We start from the raw sequence: 24802 nt of genomic DNA on the forward strand, positions 1-24802 counted from the left end.
CGCCGCCGAAAGCCATCGCTAAGGTGGCGCGCATGATCATCAGTCGCGGCCGCCGCTATATCTTCGTGCATATTCCCAAGACCGGCGGAACCTCCATGGCGCTGGCGTTGGAATCACGCGCGCTCAAGGACGATCTGATGTTGGGCGACACACCCAAAGCGACCAAACGTCGGCGGCGTTTGGCCGATGCGCCCAGCCGGGGGCGGCTGTGGAAACACTCCACCCTTGCCGATATCGATGGCGTCGTGACGCCCGACGAGATCGCGCAGATGTTCTGCTTCACGATGGTGCGGAACCCGTGGGACAGGGCGGTCAGCTATTACCACTGGCTGCGCACGCAAAACTTTGAACATGACGCCGTCGCGCGTGCAAAGCAGATGGATTTCGATCAGTTCGTCCGCCAGCCAGAGACGATGGCCGCGTTCTCAGCAGCCCCGGCGGCGCAGTATATGACTGATGTGACGGGAAAAGAGCGTTGCGACAGTTATATCCGCCTGGATCATCTGGCCGAGGATATCGCCCCGCTTGAGGCGCATCTGGGGTTCCGCTTGTCGCTGCCCCATGAAAACAGGTCGACCAGACGCCCAGATTGGCGCAGTTATTATACAAGCGCGTCGGTAGAGGCCGTCGCGCAAGCCTGCCAGCAAGACATCCAGCGATTCTGTTTCACCTTTGATGGGTGATTGACGAACCATGTCCATGTGATGCGTCACACCTGATTGTTTCCCAATCGTGTAAAAAAATCGGAAAACTTGAGACATTGTCATCATTAAGGTTAACAATGCCTTAATACTGCCCGGTTCCCGGCAAACACGCGCCGCGAGAATCGCACCAACTGAGTTCACGGAACAAACGGCGCCAAGTCTGCCATAACGGGCGCCACGACACTTGGGGATGATGACATGTTTGGATGGACGACACTCGAAAAAGAAGCGCCACGCAGAGTTGCGGAACCTTCCGGCGCGTTCGAGACAGAAAGCCGCGATGCTGGCCACGCATTGGTGGCGGGAACGCGGATCGCGACCGGCCTTGGCTGGCGCCCGATCGAAACCGTCCGGCGCGGCGATCAAGTCCTGACATTCGACAATGGGCTGCAACGTGTTGCAGACGTCCGCCGCACCAGTTTTCGCGCTGCCCCCTCCAATGCGCGCGGCGAGACAACCCCGGTCATCATCCCCGCAGGTGCACTTGGCAATCGCGTAGAGATGCGGTTGCTGCCGGGGCAGGGCGTCCTGGTCGAAAGCGACGAAGCAAGCGATGCGATGGGCGACCCCTTCGCGTTGGTTCCGGCGCATACGCTTGTCGGCTATCGCAACATTTGCCACGACGCGCAAACGCGGGATCTTGAGGTCGTCACGATCTGCTTCGACAAGCCCCAGGTCATCTATGCAGAGGCCGGAACGCTGATCTATTGCCCGCAGGCGACCGTGGACTTGCTGGATGTGGCCCGCCCGACATACGAACTTCTCGACATCCCGTCCGCCGAAGAAATCGTGAATTCAATGATCCTCGAAGACATCACCGGAGCCTCTCGCCAACGTGAACTCGCCGCAGGTTTTGCTGCCTGACCCATGTACCTACATGGTTAATGTAACCAGTTTCGGTGCTGCACCACCCCCCAGTTGGGCCGCACCGACCTTGCCTTGTCGATGACATGTATTGACCCTCTCCCGTATGATCCCCCCAGAAACCCCGACGGGAGGTCAACGACAAGGCACCGGCCCTCTTCTCCGGGCTGGTAAGGACAAAGGGCCTCTCGTTTCGAGAGGCCCTTTTCTGTTTCGGCGCTGGCTTTTGCCTTCGTCGATACCGCCCAAACCGCTGCCCCCAACAGCTCGCTATAACATCTAAGAGTGGGCGAATTGTGGAACTTCGCTGCGTGATACAACAGAGGTCCTCTGAGCGGACAAAGTGTAGAATTCGCTGCGGCGACGCGAATAGCCGCTTTGCCCTGGAAACGTATCCCGGGTGCTTTGTATGTTTTCACGAAGTGAAATTTACCGCCGTAGCGATAACCGAATGCCCCCTCGGAATGAGCACGTGCTTTTGCACCCATCATGTGTCGTTGATTTCCGCCTGGCTTGGCGGATGGGCACTCTGATTGCGCGCTACGTTTGGTCTTGTGACAGCAACTGAGGGGGCATTGAGTACGACAGCTGGCCGGGTAACGGCTTGTTGGTCAACGCATGTGCTTGTTCAATCTGGCTTGCGCAGTCCCCAATTTTCAGACCTTTTCGTGCCGTGCGCCCGCCCGTCTTGAGCCCGGTTCGGAGCGCTGCGCGATGGCTTCGGCAAGAGCGTGCCCGCAGGGGTTCTGAAGCGGCAGGATGTCAACCAAGGTCCGCGCGTTTTTCTTGTGCCGTGACACCATTTGACGCGCCTCGCGCCCGCTTACGAGCGCGCGACAAGGCTTTGGTGCGAAGTCGAGTTCACGGACCTCAGGAAACAATTTTTGAATTTCGGTGCGCGCGCAGAATCCAACGCAATTCAGCGCTTCTGGCCCAAGGTACAGGCTTTCTGTTTCGGCATTGTTTGCGAAGAGAATTTCGTGTTGGTCAAATAACACGTGATAATAGGCGACGCTGTTCTTAGGCGGACATATGTCTATTCCTTCAATCCCACAAAGGTGCTTTGCCGCCACAAGCACCTCGGTTTCGGCAAACATACGATGCGCGATTTTCGACCGGATTAGGATGCGGTGTTGCGGGGACACGCACAAATCCTGCGCGGGGCTTTCCGGGCCAAGGGCCCCGGTGCGGATGCGGACGGGGCGCAAGTCCTTGCACCCGTTAAGTTGCTCGACAGTCAGGTGCTTGCACCCGATCCACCGGATGGGCTGAAGCCCATTGTCTTTGGTGGCCACAAGATCATCGGTTTGCAGGTGTTCAACGGGTGTGTTGCCATAGGCGGTTTTGATCAATGTCCCGGCGGTAAAACAGACAAAGCCGACATCCTCCATATAATAGCTGCCGCCGGGTTGGAAACCACTGTTGCCTGCGTTGTCGCTGGTTTGTTGAACACCCGTAATCTCAATGGATTGGAGACGGGTTCCATCCGGAATGCGGTCCAGAAAATCCGTGAGGAAAACATCGCCATCCTGGGTTTGAAAACCGACAACCCAGCTTGTACGTGTCGATCCGTCATTCAGCACCATCGTGTAATCGACAATCATCGCAACATCGACAATGGAACCGTTTATTGTATCTGTGCTGCCACTGACGTGATCAGCCCGGATGGTCCCATCATCATTTGTGTCATCCAAGACCGCGTCAACGACGTTGGCATTTGCCTCCACACCACTGAGCGTGGAGCCGACAAGATCAGAGGCATCCTCGAAATTGCTGTCAGATTCATTTGTGTCAAATTGACTGAAGTTGCCGAGGAAAATGACCTTTCCAGTGTTCGGGACGATAGTCATGTTGAAATCCTTTTCGTCGAGACCGATCGGCCCAACAAACTGACACTATCTGCCTTTAAATAGGTTTAACTTTGATCTGGACCGGCACAGATATTCGGTTCTGAGAGCCTTCCGGGGTGTCGTGATAACCTTCAGTTACAACACGGCCCATCTGTTGAATGCAGGCATTCCTTCGCGGCGCGGCGCAGCATCGGTCCCTTCGGGCTCGATGCGGACTTTAGCTGCGGTCGGTTCGAATGGCGGCTAAGGGAAAGCTGCATTGCGGCGAGGAGATACGAGCACAGGGTCCGCTCTGGGCCGTCAGCGACCACCTGACTTGTGCTACCCCAACATGATGCTGCGAAACGAAGAACGGTTACTGTGAGCCCGTATTATCGGATGCTGCACCGCTTCGATGCCAGCTTAGGGCAGATTGCGAGTGGGTTGCCGGTGCTGCAACAATCTCATCTCGTGCGGCGATATTGTTCGAGGTTGCCATATGGTGCCTTAATTTTACCTCAAATTTGGCGAGGATTTGCTGAGTTGATTTGCAGTAATTTGTCTTCGTATCCACATGAGCGAAGTTTTTCGCATCATTTAAAAGGCTGTAACTAGTGAGAAAACTGTTTATTCCTGCGCTGACAGCGCTTGGGCTCTCTTCCGGTGCCCTGCATGCCGCATCCATGACTGTGAACTACCAAAAGTCCGGAAATCCTTTCGGGAACGAAGGTCTGTATCTGCCGGTCACAATAGATTCCGAAGTCTATGACGGGACGTTCAATGCTGGTGGCTTTGCCATGACCAGCGAACCTTTAGGAGAGTTTTTCGCCTTCTGCATCGAAGTCACTCAGGCTCTCCGCAATGGCGCAACATATGAGAGCGTATCGAATCCGTTTACTGACGCGGTGCTCGCTAATATCGAGGGCCTGTTCAACAGCGCCTACGATAATGTAACCGATAAAGTAACCTCTGCTGCCTTTCAGGTCGCCATGTGGGAAATCGTCGAGGACACAGCGACAGGCTTTGACCTGAGCGCCGGCGCGTTCTCGGCTATCGATGCAAGTACGTTCAGCGGGTCTGTCATCGACACGGCGCAGGGCTTTTTGGACGGTCTGGCAACTGCACCTACTGGTCTGTTTGAGGTGAACTATCTGTTAAGCCCAACCTCGCAAGACCTTGTGACAGCACAACGCGTCACCCCGCCAGCGGCAGTGCCAGTCCCCGCAAGTGGCCTTTTGCTGCTGTCTGCCGGTGTTTTCCTCGCGTCTCGGCGTCGGAACACTAAACCTGTTTCCTGAAAATCTGCTGCGCGCGAAAATTGGACGCTTCAGTCTTTGCGGTATCACTCAACATCTATGAACAAGACACAGATGAAGAGCTTGCTACCCATGCAAAGACTACGGACCATTTCTCGCGCGGCGGATGACCGGAAAGCGGGCTGCAACCGCAGCATCTTGGGCGACAGGTGAGCGGCAAGCCATGGGCGGTTCGGTCGTGCTCGGCAGGCGTGATGCATTATAGCTCCCCTGATCGTGCGCTCTGAACGCTCATCGCCCTCTGATCGCTTAACGCGCTACAGACCGCATCAATAAAAAAGGCCCCGCAGCGATTGCGGGGCCTTTGGTTTCAAAGGGGGCCGGTTCAGGCGGCTTGGGCCTGCGGGGCGAAACGCTCGTAGAAGGATTGGCCTTTTTCGGCCATTTCGCGCAGCAGGGCGGGGCATTTGAAGCGCTCGCCGAACTTGGCTTCCAGCTCGTCGCAGCGGGCGGCAGCATATTCCGCGCCGATAATGTCGAGCCAGCTGAACGGGCCGCCGGACCACGGGGCAAAGCCCCAGCCTAGGATCGCGCCCACATCGCCTTCGCGGATGTCTTCGACCACGCCTTCTTCCAGCGCGCGCACCGCTTCGAGAACTTGCGCGAACATCAGGCGGTGCTGCACTTCGATCAGGTCGGGCTGTTCATCGGCCAGCGGGTATTTCTCTTGCAGGCCTTTCCAGTAATCCTGACGCTTGCCCTTTTCGTCGTAGTTGAAGTAGCCCGCCTTGGATTTACGGCCCAGACGCCCTTGCTCTTCCATCCAGACGATCAGGTTGTCGGCTTCGCTGTCGGGATAGGCATTGCCCATCGCGGCTTTGGTCGCCTTCATGATCTTCACGGCAAGGTCGATGGAGGTTTCATCGCCCAGTTGCACCGGCCCCACGGGGAAGCCCAGTTGCTCTGCCGCGTGATCGATCAGCCAGGGCGCGACGCCTTCGGTGATCATCCGCGTGGCTTCGTTGCCATAGGGGATGATGCAGCGGTTGGCGTAGAAGAAGCGCGCGTCGTTGACCACGATCGGCGTCTTGCGGATCTGGCGCACGTAGTCGAGCGCCTTTGCCACAGCGCGGTCGCCGGTTGCGTTGCCCTTGATGATCTCCACCAGCAGCATCCGCTCCACGGGGGAGAAGAAGTGAATGCCGATGAATTGCTCGGGCCGGACCGATGCGGTGGCCAGCGACGTGATCGGCAGGGTGGAGGTGTTGGAAGCAAAGATGCAGTCTTCGGGGATGATCGCCTCGACCTTCTTGGTCATCTCCGCCTTGACGGCCGGGTCTTCGAACACGGCTTCGATGATCAGGTCACAGCCTTTGAGCTGATCCAGATCGGGGGTCGCGGTGATCCGGGACAGCAGCGCCTCTTTCTTCTCCGGCGTGGCTTTGCCGCGCTTGATGCCCTTGTCCATGAAGGTTTCGGAATAGGCCTTGCCCTTGTCCGCTGCCGCTTGGTCACGGTCGACCAGCACGACTTCGATCCCCGCTTGGGCCGATACCAGTGCGATCCCCGCACCCATCATGCCCGCGCCCAGAACGCCGACTTTCTTGACGGTCTGATCCGCGACGCCTTCGGGACGTACCGCGCCTTTTTCCAGCGCTTCCTTGTTCACGAAGAGAGAGCGCATCATCGCGCCCGAGGAAGGGTTCATCAGGACCGAGGTGAACCAGCGTGCTTCGATCTTCAGCGCCGTGTCGAAGGGCACCAGCGCGCCTTCATAGACTGCGGACAGCAGGGCCTTGGGGGCCGGGAAGGCGCCTTTGGTCTTGCCATGCACCATCGCGTTTGCGCCCACGAAGGTCATGAAGCCCGCCGGGTGGTAAGGCGCGCCGCCGGGCATCTTGTAGCCTTTGGCGTCCCACGGTTTGACGATATCCGCATCGGTGGCGTTCAGCACCCATTCCTTGGCGGCGGCAAGCGGGTCTTCGACGACCTCGTCGATCAACTGGCCCTTGGCTTTGTCGGGGGATACCATCTTGCCTTCCAGCAGGAAGGAGGACGCGCCCATCGCGCCCAGCTTGCGGACCAACCGCGTGGTGCCGCCCGCGCCGGGGAAGATCCCCACAAGGATTTCCGGCAGGCCCAGCTTGGCCTTGGGATTGTTGGCGCAGAAGGTGCGGTGGCAGGCGAGGGGCAGTTCCAGACCGATCCCCGCAGCCGTGCCGGGCAGCGCCGCTGCAATCGGCTTGCCGCCCTTCAGCGTTTTGGGGTCCATGCCCGCGCGTTCGATTTTCCGCAGCAGCGCGTGCATCTGCATGATGCCGTCAAAGAGGCCCTGCGCCGGGTTGTCGCCCGCGTCCTCTTTCATCTTCGCCAGCAGCGTCAGGTCCATGCCGCCAGCAAAGCTGTCCGGCTTGCCGGAGGTGATGACGATCCCCTTCACGGCATCATCCGCCAGCGCATCGTCAATCGATGCCTCCAGTTCCTGAAGCCCCTGAAGCCGCATGACGTTCATGGACTTGTCAGGCACGTCCCACGTGATGATCGCGACGCCGTCGTCGCCCTTTGTCAAAGTGAATTCGGCCATTGCTTGGTCCTCTTTTGTATTTCGCGATGTGTGATGAGGTCGCTTACGGCGACCGGTTTTGTCTTTGGAAAATTCGCGTTCCGGATCGAGTTCGTCACAGAGCGCACGCGCCAGTCCCGGCCTTTGCGTTCCAGGATCATGCGCGATCGGATCGGCTCAAGCCGCTCTTCGCCCTTCGAGAAGAACCGCGCCACATGGTATCCGCAAAGCTGCGTGGCGCTGAGGAACGTGGCGTCCTCCGCGTCCCGGCGGAACTCGTCGATACCGTTCTCCACCATGTATTCGTGGATGCAGGCGACGACCGCGCCCAAAGACTCTTCTGTCTCGAACACGGTATCGTCCACGCGGGTATGCGATGTCAGCGGCAGATGGCACAGCGCAGCATAGCTTTTCACGTCATTCGCCATGTTGGCCTGGCTCAGACGGTCAAGGAAGCTTTGGTAGATTGCCAGCGGTTCCACCGGCCCGCTGCGCGCATCGGGTTCGTTCGGGCCTCTTGGCAAGGCGCGGTCCTCATCGACACGCAGCAGCGAGATCGGCCAGTCGCTGTGACGCAACACGGTTTCCACCTCGGCCTGCTTCCAATCGGTGCCGTGCCGTTGCAGCACGATACGCGACTTGAAGCGCGGCAGGCTCAGCTTGCCGTTCCGCAGCGGGTAAATCGTGTGATACCCTTGGATGTGGTTCTCCCCCAGAAATTCCGCGTGGGCCACCAATCGGACAAGCTCTTTCACGCCATTGGCGCGCAGGGCCGTCGCGTAGGACTCATGGCCCTGGCGCAGATCTTCTGGCGTTTCGATCAGAACCCGCATGTCGGGGCTTTTATGCAGGTAGGGCAGCGCCACATGCCGGGGCAGATCGGACATGTCGCCGGACATGATGATCTCCCCCGTGGCATCCAGCCAATCCTGATAGATATCTGCTGCGCTTACCTGCATGGCCCCGAACCGGTCCTTAGACCCGCTCGATGATCGTAGCGGCGCCCATGCCCGACGCAACGCAAAGCGTGGCCAGACCGGTTTCCTTGTCCTGACGTTCCAATTCGTCAAGCAGGGTGCCGATGATGATCGCGCCGGTCGCGCCCAGCGGGTGACCCATCGCGATGGAGCCGCCGTTCACGTTCACCTTGGCCGGATCGACGTCGAACGCCTGCTGGAAACGCAGCACGACGGATGCGAAGGCTTCGTTGACCTCGAACAGGTCCAGATCAGAGATCGCCATGCCGTTATCGGCCAGGATCTTCTCGGTCACGGGAACCGGGCCGGTCAGCATGATGGTCGGATCGGTGCCGATCTTTGCCGTCGCGCGGATGCGGGCGCGGGGCTTCAGGCCGTATTTCTCACCGAATTCCTTGTTGCCGATCAGCACGGCGGCGGAACCGTCCACGATCCCGGACGAGTTGCCCGCGTGGTGGATGTGATTGATCTTTTCCAGATGCGGGTACTTCATCAGCGCGATGTGGTCGAAGCCGGGCATCATCTCGCCCATTTGCTGGAACGAGGGGTTCAGCGCGCCAAGGCTTTGCATATCGGTCTGCGGGCGCATGTATTCGTCGTGGGACAGGATATCGAGCCCGTTTTGATCCTTCACCGTCACCACGGATTTGGAGAAACGGCCAGCGTCCCATGCCTCTTTTGCGCGGCGTTGCGATTCAACGGCCAGCGCATCGGCCTCATCGCGCGAGAACCCGTATTCGGTCGCGATGATGTCGGCAGAAATGCCCTGCGGCACGAAGTAGCTGCCCAGAGCCACGGTCGGATCGGCTGCCACGGCGGCCCCGTCAGAGCCCATGGCCACACGGCCCATCATTTCCACGCCGCCTGCGATATAGGCTTCGCCCGCACCGCCGCGCACCTGGTTGGCGGCAAGGTTCACCGCTTCCATGCCGGAGGCGCAGAACCGGTTGATGGCAAGGCCGGGAATGGATTCGTCAAGATCGGATGCCAGAACAGCCGTCCGTGCAAGGCAGCCGCCCTGTTCCATGACCTGCGTGGCATTGCCCCAGATCACGTCTTCGACCGCGTGGCCTTCGAGATTGTTCCGCTCTTTGATCGCGTTCAGCATCAGCGCCGACAGCCGAACCGAGGTCAGCTCGTGCAGGGCGCCGTCCTTGCGGCCTTTGCCGCGCGGCGAGCGCACGGCGTCATAGATATATGCGTCTGTCATGTGTTGGGTCCTCTCTTCAGGAATGCATTCAACGGGGCACGGGGCGCTTGGCCCCTGTGTGTGCCGGGTTGTTTCGGTCGGTGTCGCATGTGGGCCAAAGGCCGTTTGCGACGGTGTTTCGGATGTGACTGGCGCGGCGCAAGCGCGGGCCGGCGCTGCCGCCGGGACGTTCCGGCATTGGCACGGGCGCAGGCACCGGCAGGGGCCAGAGGGTGGTCCGCCGCGCAGTCACGGTCAGGCGCGATCCGCCGGAGACCCCGGCATCAGATCATAGGGATGTTTCCATCCGGGCAGGCCGGAAATCGCATCCAGCCAGCGGTCGACATTGGGCCAGTCCGCCCGGTCAAAGCCGAACGGCTCCGGGTAAAACAGGTAACCGCAGCAGGAGAAATCCGCATTGGTGGGCTGATTGCCGACAATCCAGGTCCGGTCTTCGAGATGCCGGTTCAGCGTGTCATAGGCGGCCTTGAGACGGCCTTGCGAAAAGGCGATCACCTCGGCCGGGCGTTTGTCTTCCGGCAGGAAGTTCATCAGGAACCGCGTCATGCCCGCGACCGAGCTTAGCTTGTGATTGTCCCACATCACCCAGCGCAGCACGTCATAGCGGGTGTTTTCGTCACCGCCGAATTTGCCGGTCTTGTCGGTGATATATTGCTGGATCACGCCCGATTGGCTAAGCCGCAGGTCGCCGTCGATCAGCACCGGCGCTTCGCCCATCACGTTGTCTTCGCGATAGGCCGGGCTGCGGGTTTCGCCGCCGAAGAAATCGACTTTCACCGGCTCCCAGTCCAGACCGGAAAGTTCCAGCGGAAGTGCCGCCTTGTAACTGTTCCCGGATTCTCCGAAGCAAAGCAGTTTAACCGTCATCGTGATCTCCTATCGCAATTCCACTGATCGCAGCGCCCCGTCGCCCAGTTGCTTGCCGCCGGGTGCGCGTCGCGCAGCGCGGCGGAACAGGCTGGAAGGGGCGGGCGTGTCTCATTCGTTTGGCTCCTGCGCAGCGATGATTACAGCGACCGGGAAATCAGTTCCTTCATGATTTCATTGGTGCCACCATAAATACGCTGCACCCGCGCGTCGGCCCACATCTCTGCCACGGCATATTCCTGCATGAAGCCATAGCCGCCGTGCAATTGCACGCACTCATCCAGAACTTTGCCCTGCGCGTCGGTGGTCCAGTATTTGGCCATCGCCGCTTTTTCGATGGTCAGCTCGCCGCGCATATGCTCTGCGATACATTCATCAAGGAAGGCGCGCGCCACTTTCGTCGTGGTCAGGCATTCCACCAATTTGAACCGGGTGTTCTGGAATTGGGTCAGCGGGCCGCCAAAGGCTTCGCGTTCCTTGCAATAGGCGATCGTGCGCTCCACCGCGCCTTCCATCGCGCCCACCGCACAGCAGGCAATCGCAAGACGCTCTTGCGGCAGCTGTTCCATCATCTGGTAAAAGCCGCGGTTTTCGGTGCCGCCAAGGATGTTCTCGGGCGGGATCGCCACATTGTCGAAGAACAGCTCGGACGTGTCCGCCGCGTGCAGACCGACCTTTTCAAGGTTGCGGCCCCGGGTGAAGCCTTCGGCCCCATCGGTTTCCAGCACTACCATCGACACGCCCTTGGCACCCTGGCTGGGGTCGGTCTTGGCGGCGACGATGATCAGGTTCGCGTGCTGACCGTTGGAGATGAAGGTTTTTTGACCCGACAGGCGATAGGCATTGCCGTCCTTGACCGCCTTGGTCTTGATCGCCTGAACGTCCGAACCGGTCGAAGGCTCGGTCATGGCCAGCGCGCCGACCATCTCGCCCGAGACGAGTTTGGGCAGCCAGCGCTGTTTCTGCTCTTCGGTGCCATAGGCCAGAATGTAATGCGCAACGATCGGGCCGTGGATCGGGTAGCCCCATGAGGCGATATTGGCGCGGCACTGTTCGATGCAGACCACCGCTTCGTGGCCGAAATCGCCCCCGGCGCCGCCATATTCTTCGGGTACGGAAGGGCAAAGCAGACCGACTTCCGCCGCCTGTTGCCAGATTTCGCGATCCATCTGACCTTGCTTGCGCCAGCGTTCGTAATGCGGCGCCCATTCGGTGGTCATGAATTGTTGGGCCATCTCCGACGCCATGCGGTGTTCGTCGGTCATCCAGTTGGATGTCGCTACGAGATCTTTCATCCCGATCACTCCCTATTTCTTTCGGTCGTCCAGCTCTGCGTTGAACAGGCGCAGCCGAGCCGTCAGGTTCTCTTCATTTATGACACTGCCAAAATGCTCGAACAGAAAGGAGAGCGCCTCTCCCTCATCCAGACCGGCCTCCTGCGCGAAGCGCTTGAGACGCCGGTAGCCGTCCTCCGTCATGGCGACAGGAAATCGGCGTGTCAGGCGAAAGCGCTTCGGCATGGTTTGTGTCCCCCCGTAGGGTGCGCTTGAGCGCACCCCCCTGCCTCGTCTCAGAAGTTGGCCGCGTCCAGCGCCATCACCGTATCCGCACCGGTTTGGATGCGAGTCAGGTGAAGGGCCGTCGCCGGCAGCTGCCGCGCCATATAGTAACGCCCCGTGGCCAGTTTCGTCTCGTAGAACGCAACGTCAGAGGTGCCGTCAGCCAGCGCTTTTTTCGCCGCGTGCCCCATGCGGGCCCACATCAGGCCAAGGCAGACATGGCCGAACATGTGCATGAAGTCGTAAGAGCCCGACAGCGCGTTGTTCGGGTTGGTCATGCCGTTCTGCATGAAGTACATCCCGGCCGCTTGCAGGTCTTTGGACGCGGCCTTGAGTGGTTCGATGAACTCCTTGTCGAACGCGTCGTCCAGACCCTTCATTTCGGCGATTTGCGATTTGACCAGTTCGAAGAAGGCCATGACGTGCTTGCCGCCATCCTGCGCCAGCTTGCGGCCAACGAGGTCCAGCGCCTGCACGCCATTCGCGCCCTCATAGATCATGGCGATCCGCGCATCGCGTGTATATTGCGACATGCCCCATTCTTCGATGTAGCCGTGGCCGCCATAGACCTGTTGCGCCTTGACCGTGTTGTCATAGCCCACATCGGTCAGGAAGCCCTTGATGACCGGTGTCAGCAGCGACACCAGACCATCGGCATCCTTGTCGTTCTTGCGATGTGCGGCATCGATGAGCGACGCGCCCCACAGGATGAAGGCCCGCGCGCCTTCGGCGAAGGACTTCTGTTCCATCAGCGAACGACGGATGTCGGGGTGGACGATCAGCGGATCGGCCGGGCCGTCCGGGTTCTTGACGCCCGTGACATCGCGCCCTTGCAGGCGGTCCTTGGCGTATTCGAGCGCGTTCTGGTAGGCCGCGTCCGCCTGCGACAGGCCCTGCATGCCTACGCCCAGACGAGCTTCGTTCATCATGGTGAACATCGCGCGCATGCCTTTATGCTCTTCGCCCAGCAGGTAGCCGGTAGCCTCGTCATAGTTCATGACGCAGGTCGAATTGCCGTGGATGCCCATCTTTTCTTCGATCTTGCCACAAGCGGCGCCATTGCGCGCGCCAAGGCTGCCATCGTCGTTTACGAGTATTTTTGGAACAATGAAGAGCGAAACGCCTTTGATCCCCTCGGGCGCGCCGGTGATTTTGGCGAGCACCAGATGGATGATGTTGTCGGCCATGTCGTGTTCGCCCGACGAGATGAAGATTTTCTGGCCGGAGATTTTATAGCTGCCATCGGCCTGCGGTTCCGCCTTGGTGCGCATCAGGCCCAGATCGGTGCCGCAATGCGGTTCGGTCAGGTTCATCGTGCCTGTCCACTCGCAGGAGACCATTTTCGGCAGGTAGGTATTCTTCTGCTCTTCCGAGCCATGTGCAAGGATTGCAGATGCCGCGCCATGGGTCAGGCCCTGATACATCGTGAAGGCCTGGTTGGCGGCGGAGAAGAATTCACCGACCGCAGAGTTGACCACGGCGGGCATGTTCTGGCCGCCATATTCTTCGGGCATGTCCAGACCGGGCCAGCCGCCTTCCTTGACCTGTTCAAAGGCGTCCTTGAAACCGGTCGGGGTGCGCACGACGCCGTTTTCAAATGTGCAGCCTTCGGTATCGCCCACGGTGTTGAGCGGGTGCAGCACTTCGCTGGCGATCTTGCCGGCCTCGTTGAGGATCGCGGCGGTGAAATCCGGTTCCAGCTCTTCGTAGCCGGGGATATCGCTTTCGGTCACCTTGAGGACGTCATGCAGGATGAATTGTGCGTCTTTGACGGGGGCGATGTAACTTGGCATCTGGTGGGTCTCCCTAAAGCTATTCAGCGGCCTTCTTGGTGGTGTTCATCGATGCGATGAGCTTTTCGCCCCACCGCAACTGATCTTTGAGATCCTCGATCGCTTCGGTCAGTTCCTCGCGCTGGCGTTCCATATCCGCAAGGCGCATCTGAGCGACTTCATAGGTCTTTGCGATCTGCGTCTGCTGCTGATCGCCAAGCTCGTACAGGTTCAGCAATTGCCGGATTTCCTCGAGGCTGAAGCCAAAGCGCTTGCCGCGCAGGATCAGTTTGAGGCGGCCCCGGTCCCGTTTCGCGAAGAACCGTCTTTGGCCTTGGCGTTCGGGAAACAGGAGTTCCTTGGATTCGTAAAAGCGCAGGGTGCGTGGCGTGACGTCGAACGCGTCACACATCTCGCGGATTGTCATCAAATCTTCGGTCATCGGTGTTTTCTCGGGCGTGTCTGTCATGGCTCTCAAATGGTCGAACGGCGGCTGGTTACAACAGCGGTTGACGTTTACGTAAGTTGTACGTTGCGTCACTTTCGGGGTTAACGCAACGACACCATGAGAGTTTTTCGCGCGGTGCGCGCAGGCCCGCGCCCCAGCGCCAGCACAAAGCGCCCGGTCAGGAACGTGCCTGCCGGTGTTTGGCCCGCGAAAGCATGGCCGCAAGGGGGGGGAGAAGCCGTCAGAGTTTGGCCAGTTCCGCTTCGGTCGCGTCGCGCAGGTGCTTGAGTTCGGCCATTGCCTCTTCCAGCTGCGCCTGCTGTTCGGCCAATTCGCCAAGCTGGCGATCCGCAACTTCGATCCAACGGCGCATCTGCGCTTCGTTGCCTTCTTTTTCGTAGATCAGCAGCCATTGGCGGATGCCTTCAAGCTGGAAGCCGAATCTGCGTCCGCGCATGATCAGCTTCATCCGCGCGATCTCGCGCGGGCCATAAAAACGAGAGCGGCCCTCCCGTTCCGGCTCCAGAAGTTCGATGTACTCGTAATAGCGTAATGTGCGCGGCGTAACGTCGAATTTCGCACACATCTCTTTGAAGGACAAACGCTGGCCCGACATAAACAATCCTCGCTCCGCGTATCGTCGCGAAGGTTAAGCCCGCTGTTCGGGGAGTGCAACAGGCACCCTTGCGCTTTGCGGGTCTGCGGGCGATGTAGTTGAGGACAGCAGCTTGAGAGGCCTGACATGATCGACAAGGTCAAGATCGCAAGACAGTTCACCAACGCTATTCCGCACAGCCGGGCGCTGGGGATGAACCTCGTCGATATTGATGACGGCACCGCGACGATGGAACTTCCCTATTCAGACCATCTGGTGGGTGATCCGCGCACCGGGGTCATTGCGGGCGGGGCCGTGTCGGCGCTGATGGACACGTGCTGCGGCGCTGCGGTGATGTCGCATCCGAGCAGTCCGGGCGGGACGGCGACCATCGATCTGCGGATCGACTACATGCGTGCGGCAGCGCCGGGGCAGACGATCCGGACGGTGGCGCAATGCTATCACATTACACGGTCGGTCGCTTTTGTGCGCGCGACGACCTATGACGACGACCCGGACAACCCGGTGGCGACGGCCTCTGGCGCGTTTACCGTGGAGGGAATGAAATGAGCCGACCCCGTCCTGAACCGGTCCAAGTCGTCAAGCTGCGCCGGGATGCCACTTTGGCTGCGCTGGTGGACAGCGTTCCTTATGCGCGCTTCATGGGGATCAGTTTCGATCGGTGCGGCGATGAGTTGACCGGTATCCTGACCTATGATGACAAGCTGATCGGCAATCCGCTGTTGCCCGCGCTGCATGGCGGCGCAACGGCAGCGTTTCTGGAACTGACGGCGATGATCACCTTAAGCTGGTCTTGGCTGTGGGAAGATATCGAAAGCGGGGCGCTGGATGCGCAAACCCTGCCGGAGTCGATGCCACGTCTGCCAAAAACGGTTGGGTTCACGGTGGATTACCTACGCTCTGGCCTGCCGCGCGACGCCTATGCGCGGGCGCGGGTCAACCGCTCTGGCCGGCGGTATGCCAGCGTGCATGTGGAAGGGTGGCAGGACAATCGTGACAAGCTTTTTGCACAGGCCACGGGGCATTTCGTGATGCCGAAACGCATTCAGGAATGACCGCGACCGACCTGCCGCCACAGCCGCTGACGCATCGGCGGGTTCTGCGGATCGCGCTGCCCATCGTGCTATCGAGCGCGACCGCCCCCTTGCTGGGGGCGGTGGATGTGGGCGTCGTGGGGCAGATGGGGCTGGTCGCGCCGACCGGGGCCGTAGGGCTGGGCGCGACGATTCTGCTGAGCATCTACTGGATTTTTGGCTTCTTGCGCATGGCGACGACCGGGTTGGTCGGGCAGGCGGAGGGGCGCGGCGATACGCCCGAGGTCTCGGCCTATCTGACGCGGGCGCTGTTTGTCGGCCTGTCCGGCGGGCTGATCATCGTGATGGCGCAAGGGGCATTGTTCGATCTGGCGCTGGGCTGGTCGCCCGCCAGTGCCGAGGTGGAGGATCTGACCCGCGATTACCTTACCACCCGCATCTGGTCCGCTCCGGCGGCGATTGCGGTCTATGCCCTGACGGGCTGGTTGATCGCGATGGAGCGCACGCGCGATGTGCTGGTGTTGCAATTGGTGATGAATGGGCTCAACGCCGGGCTGGACGTCCTGTTCGTGCTGGAGCTCGGCTGGGGCGTGCGCGGCGTGGCCCTGGCCACCGTGATCGCCGAGTTCACCGCGCTGGGCCTTGGCCTGTGGCTGTGCCGTGCGGCCTTTGCCCATCCGGCCTGGCGGGATGCGGCGCGGGTGTTCGACCGGGCCAAGATCCTGCGCATGGCGCAGGTGAGCGGCGATATCCTGATCCGTTCAGCGGCGCTGCTGGCGATCTTCACGTCCTTCACCTTTTTCAGCGCCGGGTTCAGCGATGTGCAATTGGCGGCCAATCAGGTGTTGCTGCAATTCCTGTCGATTTCGGCCTTCGCGCTGGACGGCTTTGCCTTTGCCGCCGAAACGCTGGTGGCGCGGGCCGTGGGGCGGCGCGATGTGGCGCGGCTGCGGCGGGCTGCATGGCTGTGTTCGGTCTGGGGCGTGGTGGCGGCGGTCCTGCTGGGCGTGGTCTTCTGGGGCGCGGGCGGCTGGATCATCGACGTGATGACCAAGGCGGGGGATGTTCGGGCGGAAGGGCGCAGCTATCTTGTCTGGGTCGCAATTTCGCCGCTGCTCGCCGTGGGCGCCTTCATGTTCGACGGGATTTTCCTTGGCGCGACGCGCGGCGCGGATTTGCGCAACATGATGCTGATCTGCCTTGCGATCTATCTTGCGGCGGTTGCGGCGCTGATGCCGGCCTTCGGCAATCACGGGCTGTGGGCAGCCTTGGCAATTTCCTTCATCGCCCGCAGCATAACGCTGGCGCTGCGTTATCCGGCGTTGGAACGGTCGGTCAGCGCGCACCGGGATTGAGCGTGATGGGGCCGCGCCGGGCGCGGCGCGCGATGATTTGCCTTGCGCGAGGCAACTTGCGCGGGGCAAGGCGTTGGCGCCCCATTTGGTGCCCGTATTGGTGCGCAGAGCGCGTCTAGTCCAGCAGGGACAGCACGTTTTCCGGGGGGCGGCCGATTACCGCGCGTGAGGCGCGGATTGCAATCGGCCGTTCGATCAAAATCGGAAATTCGGCCATCGCGTCGAACAGATTGTCAGGGCTGTCGTTTTCGCTGAGCTCTTGTTCTTCAAAGGGTTTTTCGCCCGTTCGCATCATCGCCAATGGCGGCAGCCCCAGCTTGTGAGCAACAGTTTCCAGTTCCTCACGCGATGGGGGATTGGCTAGATAAAGGCGGATGTCGACCGGTGCGCCATGTTCTTCCAGCAGGGCAAGCGCCTGCCGCGATTTGGAACAGCGCGGGTTGTGCCAGAATGTGATCATAGCCAGTCCTCTCGACCCGTTCCGACTGCTTCGGACACGTTGGAAAACCCATTGCGTTCCAGCAGGCGGTCGAGGCCACGGGCGACTTCCGCACCCAGCGACAAGCCGTGATAGACCATCGCCGTGTAAAGCTGCACCGCGGACGCCCCGGCGCGAATCTTGGCATAGGCGTCCTCGGCGCTGGAAATCCCACCGACCCCGATAAGGGGAATATCGGTACGCAGGGACAGCTGCGCAAGGATCCGTGTTGCTCGTTCAAAAAGCGGCGCGCCCGACAAGCCGCCCGCTTCCTGCGCGTGGCGGCTGGTAAGGCCGGTCCGGTCCAGAGTGGTATTCGTGGCGACAATCGCGCTGACGCCGGTTTCCTCGGCAATGGCGGCGATCCCGTCCAGTTCCGCTTCGCCAAGGTCCGGCGCGATCTTCAGGAAGACGGGGCAGGTATCGCTGATCGCCATCACGCCCGACAAAAGCGCCCGCAGCGCGTCTGTTCCTTGCAGGTCGCGCAGTTTCTCGGTGTTCGGGGACGAGACGTTGACCGTGGCGAAATCGAGATGCGGGCGCGTTCGTTCAAGCACGCGGGCAAAATCCGAGGCGCGGTCAGCGCTGTCCTTGTTGGCCCCCAGATTCAGGCCGATCACCGCGTCTTTCGGGCGCTGGGCCAGCCGGGTTGCGATTGCCTCCATCCCCTCATTGTTGAAGCCAAAGCGGTTGATGGCGGCGGCGTCCTCGGTCAATCGGAACAGGCGCGGTTTGGGATTGCCCGGTTGCGGGCGCGGCGTGGCGGCCCCCACTTCGATAAAGCCGAAGCCGGCGCGCGACAGCGGGGCCAGGGCCTCGGCGTTCTTGTCGAACCCGGCGGCCAGCCCGACGGGATTGGGCAGGTCCAGCCCGGCAAGGCGCGTAGCGAGCCGGGGCGAGGTCACAGGGCCGGGCAAGGGCATAAGGCCCAGACGCAAGGCCCGCAGCGCCAGACCATGCGCGCGCTCCGGGTCGATCTTGCGCAGCGCGGCAAGGCCCAGATGTTCGATCATGCTCATGCGAAGCTTGCGCCGCCGGACGCGGGTGAGGTGCGGATCAGGCGCGACGTCTCAACCGCCGCTTGCCGGTGCACCACGGCGCGTTTGTATTCCGGGTCGGAAACCATGGCGAGGAAGGCGTGGGCATTGGGGTAACGCGCAATAAAGCAGGCATCCCAGCGTTCGTCCGACGGGCCAATCAGCATGGTTTCGAAGCGGCCGCGCCACAGGATGATACCGCCGACACGTTCCAGCACGGGCGCGCTGTCCTTGCCGTAATTGGCATAGCCTTCTGCCCCGGTCAGCGCTTCTTTGGCGAGCGGATGGTCAGGCGGATAGATCGCCTTGTCGCGGAACCGGACAAGGTTCAGCATTTCGATCGGATGGTCGCGGTCCAGACCTTTGAACGCGTCGAACTGCGCGCGGGTCGGGTCGATGCTTTGCTCCCCCGCCGCATCAAGGCCCGCCGCATCACGGGGTGTATCGCTCATCACAGGTTCTCCGGAAAGACATGCGCCCCGTCCACCAGGGGCAGGCGATGCACGGCGACCACATCCGCGATGGTCAGCTTGCGGTAGAGATGCGGGAACTTCGCCCCGCCGCGCGACACTTCCCATTTGAGCGCATTGCCCAGCGTGGATTCATCGACCGACAGAAGGTACAGGTCATCCGCACCGGCAAAGTGCTTGGCCGCGGTTTCCGCGACCTGCGTTGCGGTTGAAAAATGGACATAGCCATCGGCCACATCAATCGGTGCGCCATCGGTTTCGCCCTTGGCCTGAAGCGCGGCCCATTCATCGGCTCGGAAGATTTTATAGATCATGTTTTGGTCATGCCGTGGCGATGACGGCGCGTCAAGCGCGCGCGACGTCGGGTTGGGCGCTTGGGTGCTTTGACATTCTCGCAAAGCGCGTCAGGATGGACGCCGTCCAACAATGGAGAACAAAAAAATGTCCCGATTCCTTCTGACCTCCGCCGCCATCGCGCTGAGCGCTGGGATGGCACATGCGGATTACACGCTTCACATCATTCACATCAACGATCTGCACAGCCGTATCGAGCCGGTCAGCAAGTATGACAGCACCTGCGGCGCGGAAGATGACGCAGAGGGCAAGTGCTTTGGCGGCGTGGCGCGGGTTGCAACGAAAATCAACGAGCTGCGCGACGAATTGACCGCAGCCGGGGAAAACGTGCTGGTGATGGATGCGGGCGATCAGTTCCAAGGCTCGCTGATGTACACGACCTACAAGGGCGAGGTCGAAGCAGAGATGATGGAGCGCATCGGCTTTGACGTGATGGCCGTGGGCAACCACGAATTTGATGACGGGCCAGAGGCGCTGTCGGCCTTTGTCGACAAGGTGTCCTTCCCGGTGATTTCCGGCAACCTCGATGTTACCGCCTCCAACGTGCTGGCGGGCAAGATCGACGATCATATCGTGCTGGAAGCGGGCGGCGAGAAGATCGGGATCGTTTCGGCGCTGGCAACGGACACGGTGGACACCTCCAGCCCCGGTCCGAATGTGAAATTCGAGGACGAAATCACCGCGCTGAAGGCGGATGTGGCAGCGTTGGAAGCGGAAGGCGTGAACAAGATCATCGCGCTGACCCATGTGGGCCTGCCTGCGGATATGATGATCGCCGAAGCCGTGCCGGGCATCGATGCGGTCGTGGGCGGACACTCGCACACCTATCTGAGCGCCACCGACAAGAAGCGTCAGGGCGCCTATCCGACCTATGTCAGCCAGGAAGACGGCACGCTGGTTCCGATCGTGCAGGCCTATGCCTATTCGAAATATGTCGGGCACCTCGTCCTGACCTTCGCGGATGACGGGTCTTTGCTGGATGCCAGCGGCGATACGATCCTGCTGGATGCAAGCGTTGCCAAGGACGAGGCCATCTCGGCCCGTGTGGCGGAACTGGCCGGGCCGATCGAAGAGCTGAAATCCAAGGTTATCGGCGCGACGGACACCTCGATCGAGGGCGCGCGGGAAGTCTGCCGTACGGCGGAATGCCCGATGGGCAACCTTGTCGCTGATGCGATGCTGGACCGGGTGAAGGATCAGGGCGTGAGCATCGCGATCCAGAACGGTGGCGGGCTGCGCGCGTCCATCGATGCGGGTGAAATCACCATGGGCGAAGTGCTGACCGTGCTGCCGTTCCAGAACACGCTGTCCACCTTCGAAGTGACCGGTGCGGAAATCCTTGAAGCGCTGGAAAATGGCGTCAGCCAGGTCGAAGAGGTCAAAGGCCGTTTCCCGCAGGTCGCGGGCATGACCTTTACTTGGGATCCGAGCGCACCTGCCGGAAGCCGGATCGTCGATGTGATGGTTGCGGAAGGCGATGGGTTCGTGCCGCTGGACGCGGAAAAGACCTATGGCGTGGTGACCAACAACTATGTGCGCAACGGTGGCGACGGCTATCGGATGTTCGCGGGCGAGGACAAGAAGGCCTATGACTTCGGTCCCGACCTTGCGGATGTGACGGCGGAGTTCATCACCGCCAAAGGCGACAGCTACACGCCTTACACGGATGGTCGTATCGCGACCAAGTAAGGCCGGGTCGGCGGCGCGGCTCTGTTTGGCCTTGCGGCCAAAGGCGCCCGCCCGCCAACCCAAGGGGACGGAGTGGATGCCAGATGTGCGGACGGTTCGCGACGACCCTGCCAAATGATGCGATGGCGCAGCTTTTCGCGGCTGCGCCATCCAACGATCTCCCCGATATTCCCAATTACAATGTCTGCCCGACCAATCGGGTCGCGGCGGTCTCGTCCGATGTCTTGGAAGGGGCAGATCCGCAACGGCGGCTGCAACCGATGCGCTGGGGCTTCATCCCGCATTGGTACAAGACACCGTCGGACGGCCCCTTGCTGATCAATGCGCGCGCCGAAACGATTGCCGAGAAACCTGCCTTCAAGGCTGCCGCCCGGGCGCGGCGCTGCCTGTTGCCCGCATCGGGGTTTTACGAGTGGACCAAGGATGCGGACGGCAATCGCTTGCCATGGTACATTACCCGCGCCGATGGGGCGCCGATTGTCTTTGCCGGGGTTTGGCAGGATTGGGAGAAGGGCGAAGAGCCGCTGCGAACCTGCGCGATCGTGACCTGTGCGGCCAATCGCGCGATCTCAGAAATTCACCACCGGATGCCGGTGATCCTTGAGCCGGAAAACTGGCCGCTTTGGTTGGGGGAGGCTGGCAAGGGCGCGGCGGCGCTGATGCGTCCGGCTGCACCAGATGCACTGGTTTGGCACCGTGTCGATCCGGCGGTCAATTCCAACCGGGCCAGCGGCGCGGCGCTGATTGAGCCACTGGAAAGCTGACAACACGGCAAAGCCCCGTCTCATACGAGACGGGGGCCGCCATGCTGGAACGAGAGCTGAATTAGCTGCCGGACAGGTTGGGCTCGTCGAAGGTGATTTCCGCCTTGATCGGCGCTTCGTCGTAGTCACCATATTCGCTGTTCGGCGATGTCTCGTCGGTGTCATCGTCTTCTTCGGCCGCATAGGCCGCGAAGAACGCGAGTTCCGTTTCTTCGTTGATGGTCAGCTGGCCTTCTTGCTGGTCTCCCAGCGGGCCAACGACCCAACCGGTATCCCGGCCGACAACGGTTTGTTCTTCGCCGCTTTCGTTAATGAAAATGACGGAATCCCCGGGCTGCGCGTAAACAACCGACGGGAAGTAAGAGAACCCGGTCAGCACGACGCGGTGTTCTTCAGAATGGGCAACCGATGCGATACACAGGGCAACGGCGCCAGTGAATTGCCAAATCTTTATCATAATATTCGTCCTCAGCAGCAAGAGTCACGTCTTGGTGGCTCGAAGCATTGTTTAGGTGTGAATTATGGCGCGATAGAGGCAGATTGGGGCGAAATTCGGGCCGGAACCGGTGCCTTTGGGAAACAGTCTGTTGAACCGGACCGTTTCTGCGTAAAATTGCTACTTCTACTGGTATCAGCGGCGATCTGCCGGTTTTTACTATAATTCGGTTTAGGTTTGCACGGGTGAGTCGCCTTGGCCCTCAGGGGGGGATGGTGCCGCCTTATGCGGGGCCGCGATCCCGGACAGCCAGGTCCGAAAGGCTTTGAGCGCGCCGGTCTCCGGGCGGCCCTGTGGCCAGACAAGGTAATAACTGCCGATACTGTCCTGCCGGTCCGGCGCAGCCAGCTCCAACGTGCCGCTTTCCAGATAGGGTTCCGCCACGAAGGTCGGCAACAGCGCAATCCCCAGCCCATGTACCGCCGCTTGCGCCATGGTCGAAAACTGGTCGAACTGCATCCCCGGCGTCTTGGGTTGCGGTATGGATTTGGCGCGCAGCCAGCGGTCCCAGCCGCGCGGGCGCGTTTCCAGATGCAAGAGCGTGTGGTCTTGCAGCGGGCCATTCATGTGACCGGGGGCGCAGACGGCCAGTACCGTTTCGGGGGCGAGATACATGTGATGCGCGCCGGGCCAATCCTCGCGTCCGAAGTGGATCGCGGCGTCAAAGGGCTGGGTGCCGAAATCGAACGGGGCCAGCCGGGTCGAAAGGTTCACCGTCACTTCGGGATGGGCGCGTCCGAAGTCGGGCAGGCGCGGGGCCAGCCAGTGCATCCCGAAGGCGGGCAGGATCGACAGGTTCAGCGCGCCGCCCAGCGGGTTGGTCCGCAGCCCCAGCGTGGCCTTGCCAAGCCGCGTCAGGATTTCGCGCACATCCTCGGCATAGCGCGCGCCGGCATGGGTCAGGCCAAGGGCGCGCCCTTGCCGTGTCATGAGGGTGACGCCCAGTTGTTCCTCCAATGCTTTGATCTGCCGCGATACGGCTCCCTGCGTCAGGTTCAGTTCCGCCGCAGCCTGCGTGGCCGATCCGTGGCGCGCTGCGGCCTCGAAGGCGATCAGTGCCGCAGTAGAAGGCAGAAAACGGCGGGGCAGGGACATATGAGGTTTTCTCATGGTTTGGTGACAAACCCTCGTTAGCCATTCGCGGCGTTCCGTGCAATATTCCGCGCAAACAAGGTTTCACCGATGGAGGACATGATGCCAGACGATCTGAGCCAGGACGCCCCGCAACTGCGCGCCAAGGATGCGCCCGATCTGGGCCGTTTCGATTGGGCCGATCCGTTCCGCTTGGCGGATCAATTGACCGAGGACGAGCGCATGATCGCCGACAGCGCGCGCGCTTATGCCGATGAAAAGCTGGCGCCGCGGGTGATCGACGCCTTCGCGAATGAGGAAACCGATCCGGAGATTTTCCGCGAGATGGGCGAGATGGGCCTGCTGGGCACCACGATTCCCGAAGCCTATGGCGGTCTGGGCGCGGGCTATGTGTCCTACGGGCTGGTCGCGCGCGAGGTCGAGCGGATCGACAGTGGCTACCGGTCGATGATGTCGGTGCAATCCAGCCTCGTGATGTATCCGATCTATGCCTACGGTTCGGAAGAGCAGCGGCAGAAATACCTGCCGAAACTTGCCTCGGGTGAGTGGATCGGGTGCTTTGGCCTGACCGAACCTGATGCCGGCTCCGATCCGGGCAGCATGAAGACGACGGCGAAAAAGACCGATGGCGGCTATGTTCTGAATGGCTCCAAGATGTGGATTTCCAACGCGCCGATCGCGGATGTCTTCGTGGTCTGGGCCAAGTCCGATGCGCATGGCGGTAAAATCCGTGGCTTCGTTCTGGAAAAGGGCACGAAGGGATTGAGCGCGCCGAAAATCGGCAACAAGCTGTCGCTGCGCGCCTCCATCACCGGTGAAATCGTGATGGACGGTGTCGAAGTGGGCGAAGACGCGCTGCTGCCGAATGTGGAGGGGCTCAAAGGCCCGTTCGGCTGTCTGAACCGGGCGCGCTATGGGATTTCTTGGGGGGCAATGGGCGCGGCAGAGTTCTGCTGGCACGCGGCGCGGCAATACGGGCTGGACCGCAAGCAATTCGGCAAGCCGCTGGCGCAGACCCAACTGTTCCAGAAGAAACTGGCGGATATGCAGACGGAAATCGCACTGGGTTTGCAGGCGTCACTGCAAGTGGGTCGCCTGATGGACAAGGCCGAGGCCGCACCCGAGATGATCTCCATCGTGAAGCGCAACAATTGCGGCAAGGCGCTGGATATCGCGCGGATGTCGCGTGACATGCATGGCGGTAACGGGATCTCGGGTGAGTTTCAGGTGATCCGCCACATGGTGAACCTTGAAACGGTCAACACCTATGAAGGCACCCATGATGTGCATGCGCTGATTTTGGGCCGTGCCCAGACGGGGCTGCAGGCATTCTTCTGAGCGGGGCGTCGGAAACCGCGTCGGTTTCCG

The 24802-nt window shown here is 60.8% G+C and carries 25 protein-coding genes; 9 read left to right on the forward strand and 16 right to left on the reverse strand.

The annotated features are described in order from the left end of the window. Positions 1-32: 32 nt before the first annotated feature. A complete protein-coding gene (locus tag E4Z66_RS09185) occupies positions 33-683 on the forward strand; it encodes a sulfotransferase family 2 domain-containing protein (RefSeq protein WP_136462697.1) in 651 nt (216 codons plus the stop codon). Between the two features lie 219 nt (positions 684-902). Then, complete coding sequence (locus E4Z66_RS09190) at positions 903-1568, forward strand: Hint domain-containing protein (protein ID WP_136462698.1); 666 nt, start codon at positions 903-905, stop codon at positions 1566-1568. A 656-nt stretch (positions 1569-2224) separates the two neighbouring features. On the opposite strand, the gene E4Z66_RS19860 is transcribed toward E4Z66_RS09190, so the two are convergent. Then, on the reverse strand, positions 2225-3418 hold the full coding sequence (locus tag E4Z66_RS19860; protein WP_246035944.1) for a Hint domain-containing protein: 1194 nt from the start codon (positions 3416-3418) through the stop codon (positions 2225-2227). A 662-nt stretch (positions 3419-4080) separates the two neighbouring features. On the opposite strand from E4Z66_RS19860, the gene E4Z66_RS09200 reads away from it, so the two are divergent. Beyond that, positions 4081-4695 (forward strand): PEP-CTERM sorting domain-containing protein, encoded by a 615-nt coding sequence (locus E4Z66_RS09200; RefSeq protein WP_136462699.1) that lies wholly within the window; start codon positions 4081-4083, stop codon positions 4693-4695. 343 nt (positions 4696-5038) lie between these two features. Here E4Z66_RS09200 and E4Z66_RS09205 read toward each other — a convergent pair whose 3' ends face one another. The 9 genes from E4Z66_RS09205 to E4Z66_RS09245 all read right to left on the reverse strand — a co-directional run bounded on the left by E4Z66_RS09205 (position 5039) and on the right by E4Z66_RS09245 (position 14665). Further along, positions 5039-7237, reverse strand: coding sequence for a 3-hydroxyacyl-CoA dehydrogenase NAD-binding domain-containing protein (locus tag E4Z66_RS09205; RefSeq protein WP_136462700.1), 2199 nt, complete (start codon positions 7235-7237; stop codon positions 5039-5041). Then, positions 7219-8175 (reverse strand): hypothetical protein, encoded by a 957-nt coding sequence (locus tag E4Z66_RS09210; protein ID WP_136462701.1) that lies wholly within the window; start codon positions 8173-8175, stop codon positions 7219-7221. The genes E4Z66_RS09205 and E4Z66_RS09210 overlap by 19 nt, the downstream gene beginning before the upstream one ends. A 16-nt stretch (positions 8176-8191) precedes the next feature. Next, positions 8192-9403, reverse strand: coding sequence for an acetyl-CoA C-acetyltransferase (locus tag E4Z66_RS09215; protein ID WP_136462702.1), 1212 nt, complete (start codon positions 9401-9403; stop codon positions 8192-8194). Positions 9404-9637: 234 nt separating this feature from the next. Then, positions 9638-10270, reverse strand: a complete 633-nt coding sequence (locus tag E4Z66_RS09220; RefSeq protein ID WP_136462703.1) for a glutathione S-transferase family protein — start codon at positions 10268-10270, stop codon at positions 9638-9640. 140 nt (positions 10271-10410) lie between these two features. Further along, complete coding sequence (locus E4Z66_RS09225; protein ID WP_136462704.1) at positions 10411-11565, reverse strand: acyl-CoA dehydrogenase family protein; 1155 nt, start codon at positions 11563-11565, stop codon at positions 10411-10413. A gap of 12 nt (positions 11566-11577) precedes the next feature. Further along, positions 11578-11790, reverse strand: coding sequence for a hypothetical protein (locus E4Z66_RS09230; protein ID WP_136462705.1), 213 nt, complete (start codon positions 11788-11790; stop codon positions 11578-11580). A gap of 50 nt (positions 11791-11840) precedes the next feature. Next, a complete protein-coding gene (locus E4Z66_RS09235; protein WP_136462706.1) occupies positions 11841-13622 on the reverse strand; it encodes an acyl-CoA dehydrogenase C-terminal domain-containing protein in 1782 nt (593 codons plus the stop codon). 19 nt (positions 13623-13641) lie between these two features. Further along, positions 13642-14043, reverse strand: a complete 402-nt coding sequence (locus E4Z66_RS09240; RefSeq protein ID WP_136463076.1) for a MerR family transcriptional regulator — start codon at positions 14041-14043, stop codon at positions 13642-13644. A 247-nt stretch (positions 14044-14290) separates the two neighbouring features. Further along, positions 14291-14665, reverse strand: a complete 375-nt coding sequence (locus E4Z66_RS09245) for a MerR family transcriptional regulator (protein WP_136462707.1) — start codon at positions 14663-14665, stop codon at positions 14291-14293. Between the two features lie 126 nt (positions 14666-14791). On the opposite strand from E4Z66_RS09245, the gene E4Z66_RS09250 reads away from it, so the two are divergent. From E4Z66_RS09250 to E4Z66_RS09260, 3 genes are read left to right on the forward strand one after another with little or no spacing between them, the layout of a single operon-like run. Continuing rightward, a complete protein-coding gene (locus E4Z66_RS09250; RefSeq protein ID WP_136462708.1) occupies positions 14792-15214 on the forward strand; it encodes a PaaI family thioesterase in 423 nt (140 codons plus the stop codon). Next, a complete protein-coding gene (locus E4Z66_RS09255) occupies positions 15211-15720 on the forward strand; it encodes a PaaI family thioesterase (RefSeq protein WP_136462709.1) in 510 nt (169 codons plus the stop codon). Before E4Z66_RS09250 ends, E4Z66_RS09255 begins: the two co-directional genes overlap by 4 nt. Continuing rightward, the gene (locus E4Z66_RS09260; protein WP_136462710.1) at positions 15717-17054 is read left to right on the forward strand and encodes an MATE family efflux transporter; all 1338 of its coding nucleotides are present in this window, start codon (positions 15717-15719) and stop codon (positions 17052-17054) included. The genes E4Z66_RS09255 and E4Z66_RS09260 overlap by 4 nt, the downstream gene beginning before the upstream one ends. Before the next feature lie 115 nt (positions 17055-17169). Here E4Z66_RS09260 and arsC read toward each other — a convergent pair whose 3' ends face one another. The 4 genes from arsC to E4Z66_RS09280 are packed head-to-tail and all read right to left on the reverse strand — an operon-like array spanning position 17170 to position 19353. Further along, a complete protein-coding gene (gene arsC, locus E4Z66_RS09265; protein ID WP_136462711.1) occupies positions 17170-17514 on the reverse strand; it encodes an arsenate reductase (glutaredoxin) in 345 nt (114 codons plus the stop codon). Continuing rightward, a complete protein-coding gene (locus tag E4Z66_RS09270) occupies positions 17511-18551 on the reverse strand; it encodes a quinone-dependent dihydroorotate dehydrogenase (protein ID WP_136462712.1) in 1041 nt (346 codons plus the stop codon). Before E4Z66_RS09270 ends, arsC begins: the two co-directional genes overlap by 4 nt. Further along, complete coding sequence (locus E4Z66_RS09275; RefSeq protein ID WP_136462713.1) at positions 18548-19021, reverse strand: DUF1330 domain-containing protein; 474 nt, start codon at positions 19019-19021, stop codon at positions 18548-18550. Before E4Z66_RS09275 ends, E4Z66_RS09270 begins: the two co-directional genes overlap by 4 nt. Further along, positions 19021-19353, reverse strand: a complete 333-nt coding sequence (locus E4Z66_RS09280) for a DUF952 domain-containing protein (protein ID WP_136462714.1) — start codon at positions 19351-19353, stop codon at positions 19021-19023. The genes E4Z66_RS09275 and E4Z66_RS09280 overlap by 1 nt, the downstream gene beginning before the upstream one ends. Before the next feature lie 127 nt (positions 19354-19480). Between E4Z66_RS09280 and E4Z66_RS09285 the strand changes: the two genes are divergently transcribed. Together E4Z66_RS09285 and E4Z66_RS09290 are read left to right on the forward strand one after the other, a co-directional pair. After that, positions 19481-21082 (forward strand): bifunctional metallophosphatase/5'-nucleotidase, encoded by a 1602-nt coding sequence (locus tag E4Z66_RS09285; protein WP_136462715.1) that lies wholly within the window; start codon positions 19481-19483, stop codon positions 21080-21082. Between the two features lie 83 nt (positions 21083-21165). Continuing rightward, on the forward strand, positions 21166-21846 hold the full coding sequence (locus E4Z66_RS09290; protein ID WP_136462716.1) for an SOS response-associated peptidase: 681 nt from the start codon (positions 21166-21168) through the stop codon (positions 21844-21846). Positions 21847-21907: 61 nt separating this feature from the next. On the opposite strand, the gene E4Z66_RS09295 is transcribed toward E4Z66_RS09290, so the two are convergent. Both E4Z66_RS09295 and E4Z66_RS09300 read right to left on the reverse strand, forming a co-directional pair. Next, a complete protein-coding gene (locus E4Z66_RS09295) occupies positions 21908-22303 on the reverse strand; it encodes a cupredoxin domain-containing protein (RefSeq protein WP_136462717.1) in 396 nt (131 codons plus the stop codon). A gap of 210 nt (positions 22304-22513) precedes the next feature. Further along, positions 22514-23452, reverse strand: coding sequence for a LysR substrate-binding domain-containing protein (locus tag E4Z66_RS09300; protein WP_246035945.1), 939 nt, complete (start codon positions 23450-23452; stop codon positions 22514-22516). Between the two features lie 81 nt (positions 23453-23533). Here E4Z66_RS09300 and E4Z66_RS09305 point away from each other — a divergent pair, with 81 nt between their 5' ends. After that, complete coding sequence (locus tag E4Z66_RS09305) at positions 23534-24772, forward strand: acyl-CoA dehydrogenase (RefSeq protein ID WP_246035990.1); 1239 nt, start codon at positions 23534-23536, stop codon at positions 24770-24772. Positions 24773-24802: the final 30 nt, after the last annotated feature.

The sequence above is a fragment of the Aliishimia ponticola genome (assembly GCF_004803475.1).
Classification (GTDB): Bacteria; Pseudomonadota; Alphaproteobacteria; order Rhodobacterales; family Rhodobacteraceae; genus Aliishimia; species Aliishimia ponticola.

What these genes read in the sequence shown, in the direction of transcription:
- E4Z66_RS09250 (WP_136462708.1), top strand. Translation starts at nt 14,792, where the DNA reads ATGATCGACAAGGTCAAGATCGCAAGACAGTTCACCAACGCTATTCCG.
- E4Z66_RS19860 (WP_246035944.1), bottom strand. Translation starts at nt 3,418, where the DNA reads ATGACTATCGTCCCGAACACTGGAAAGGTCATTTTCCTCGGCAACTTC.
- E4Z66_RS09215 (WP_136462702.1), bottom strand. Translation starts at nt 9,403, where the DNA reads ATGACAGACGCATATATCTATGACGCCGTGCGCTCGCCGCGCGGCAAA.
- E4Z66_RS09280 (WP_136462714.1), bottom strand. Translation starts at nt 19,353, where the DNA reads ATGATCTATAAAATCTTCCGAGCCGATGAATGGGCCGCGCTTCAGGCC.
- E4Z66_RS09300 (WP_246035945.1), bottom strand. Translation starts at nt 23,452, where the DNA reads ATGAGAAAACCTCATATGTCCCTGCCCCGCCGTTTTCTGCCTTCTACT.
- arsC (WP_136462711.1), bottom strand. Translation starts at nt 17,514, where the DNA reads ATGATCACATTCTGGCACAACCCGCGCTGTTCCAAATCGCGGCAGGCG.
- E4Z66_RS09255 (WP_136462709.1), top strand. Translation starts at nt 15,211, where the DNA reads ATGAGCCGACCCCGTCCTGAACCGGTCCAAGTCGTCAAGCTGCGCCGG.
- E4Z66_RS09285 (WP_136462715.1), top strand. Translation starts at nt 19,481, where the DNA reads ATGTCCCGATTCCTTCTGACCTCCGCCGCCATCGCGCTGAGCGCTGGG.
- E4Z66_RS09190 (WP_136462698.1), top strand. Translation starts at nt 903, where the DNA reads ATGTTTGGATGGACGACACTCGAAAAAGAAGCGCCACGCAGAGTTGCG.
- E4Z66_RS09230 (WP_136462705.1), bottom strand. Translation starts at nt 11,790, where the DNA reads ATGCCGAAGCGCTTTCGCCTGACACGCCGATTTCCTGTCGCCATGACG.
- E4Z66_RS09235 (WP_136462706.1), bottom strand. Translation starts at nt 13,622, where the DNA reads ATGCCAAGTTACATCGCCCCCGTCAAAGACGCACAATTCATCCTGCAT.
- E4Z66_RS09275 (WP_136462713.1), bottom strand. Translation starts at nt 19,021, where the DNA reads ATGAGCGATACACCCCGTGATGCGGCGGGCCTTGATGCGGCGGGGGAG.
- E4Z66_RS09225 (WP_136462704.1), bottom strand. Translation starts at nt 11,565, where the DNA reads ATGAAAGATCTCGTAGCGACATCCAACTGGATGACCGACGAACACCGC.
- E4Z66_RS09290 (WP_136462716.1), top strand. Translation starts at nt 21,166, where the DNA reads ATGTGCGGACGGTTCGCGACGACCCTGCCAAATGATGCGATGGCGCAG.
- E4Z66_RS09240 (WP_136463076.1), bottom strand. Translation starts at nt 14,043, where the DNA reads ATGACCGAAGATTTGATGACAATCCGCGAGATGTGTGACGCGTTCGAC.
- E4Z66_RS09210 (WP_136462701.1), bottom strand. Translation starts at nt 8,175, where the DNA reads ATGCAGGTAAGCGCAGCAGATATCTATCAGGATTGGCTGGATGCCACG.
- E4Z66_RS09260 (WP_136462710.1), top strand. Translation starts at nt 15,717, where the DNA reads ATGACCGCGACCGACCTGCCGCCACAGCCGCTGACGCATCGGCGGGTT.
- E4Z66_RS09245 (WP_136462707.1), bottom strand. Translation starts at nt 14,665, where the DNA reads ATGTCGGGCCAGCGTTTGTCCTTCAAAGAGATGTGTGCGAAATTCGAC.
- E4Z66_RS09185 (WP_136462697.1), top strand. Translation starts at nt 33, where the DNA reads ATGATCATCAGTCGCGGCCGCCGCTATATCTTCGTGCATATTCCCAAG.
- E4Z66_RS09270 (WP_136462712.1), bottom strand. Translation starts at nt 18,551, where the DNA reads ATGAGCATGATCGAACATCTGGGCCTTGCCGCGCTGCGCAAGATCGAC.
- E4Z66_RS09295 (WP_136462717.1), bottom strand. Translation starts at nt 22,303, where the DNA reads ATGATAAAGATTTGGCAATTCACTGGCGCCGTTGCCCTGTGTATCGCA.
- E4Z66_RS09220 (WP_136462703.1), bottom strand. Translation starts at nt 10,270, where the DNA reads ATGACGGTTAAACTGCTTTGCTTCGGAGAATCCGGGAACAGTTACAAG.
- E4Z66_RS09205 (WP_136462700.1), bottom strand. Translation starts at nt 7,237, where the DNA reads ATGGCCGAATTCACTTTGACAAAGGGCGACGACGGCGTCGCGATCATC.
- E4Z66_RS09200 (WP_136462699.1), top strand. Translation starts at nt 4,081, where the DNA reads ATGACTGTGAACTACCAAAAGTCCGGAAATCCTTTCGGGAACGAAGGT.
- E4Z66_RS09305 (WP_246035990.1), top strand. Translation starts at nt 23,534, where the DNA reads ATGATGCCAGACGATCTGAGCCAGGACGCCCCGCAACTGCGCGCCAAG.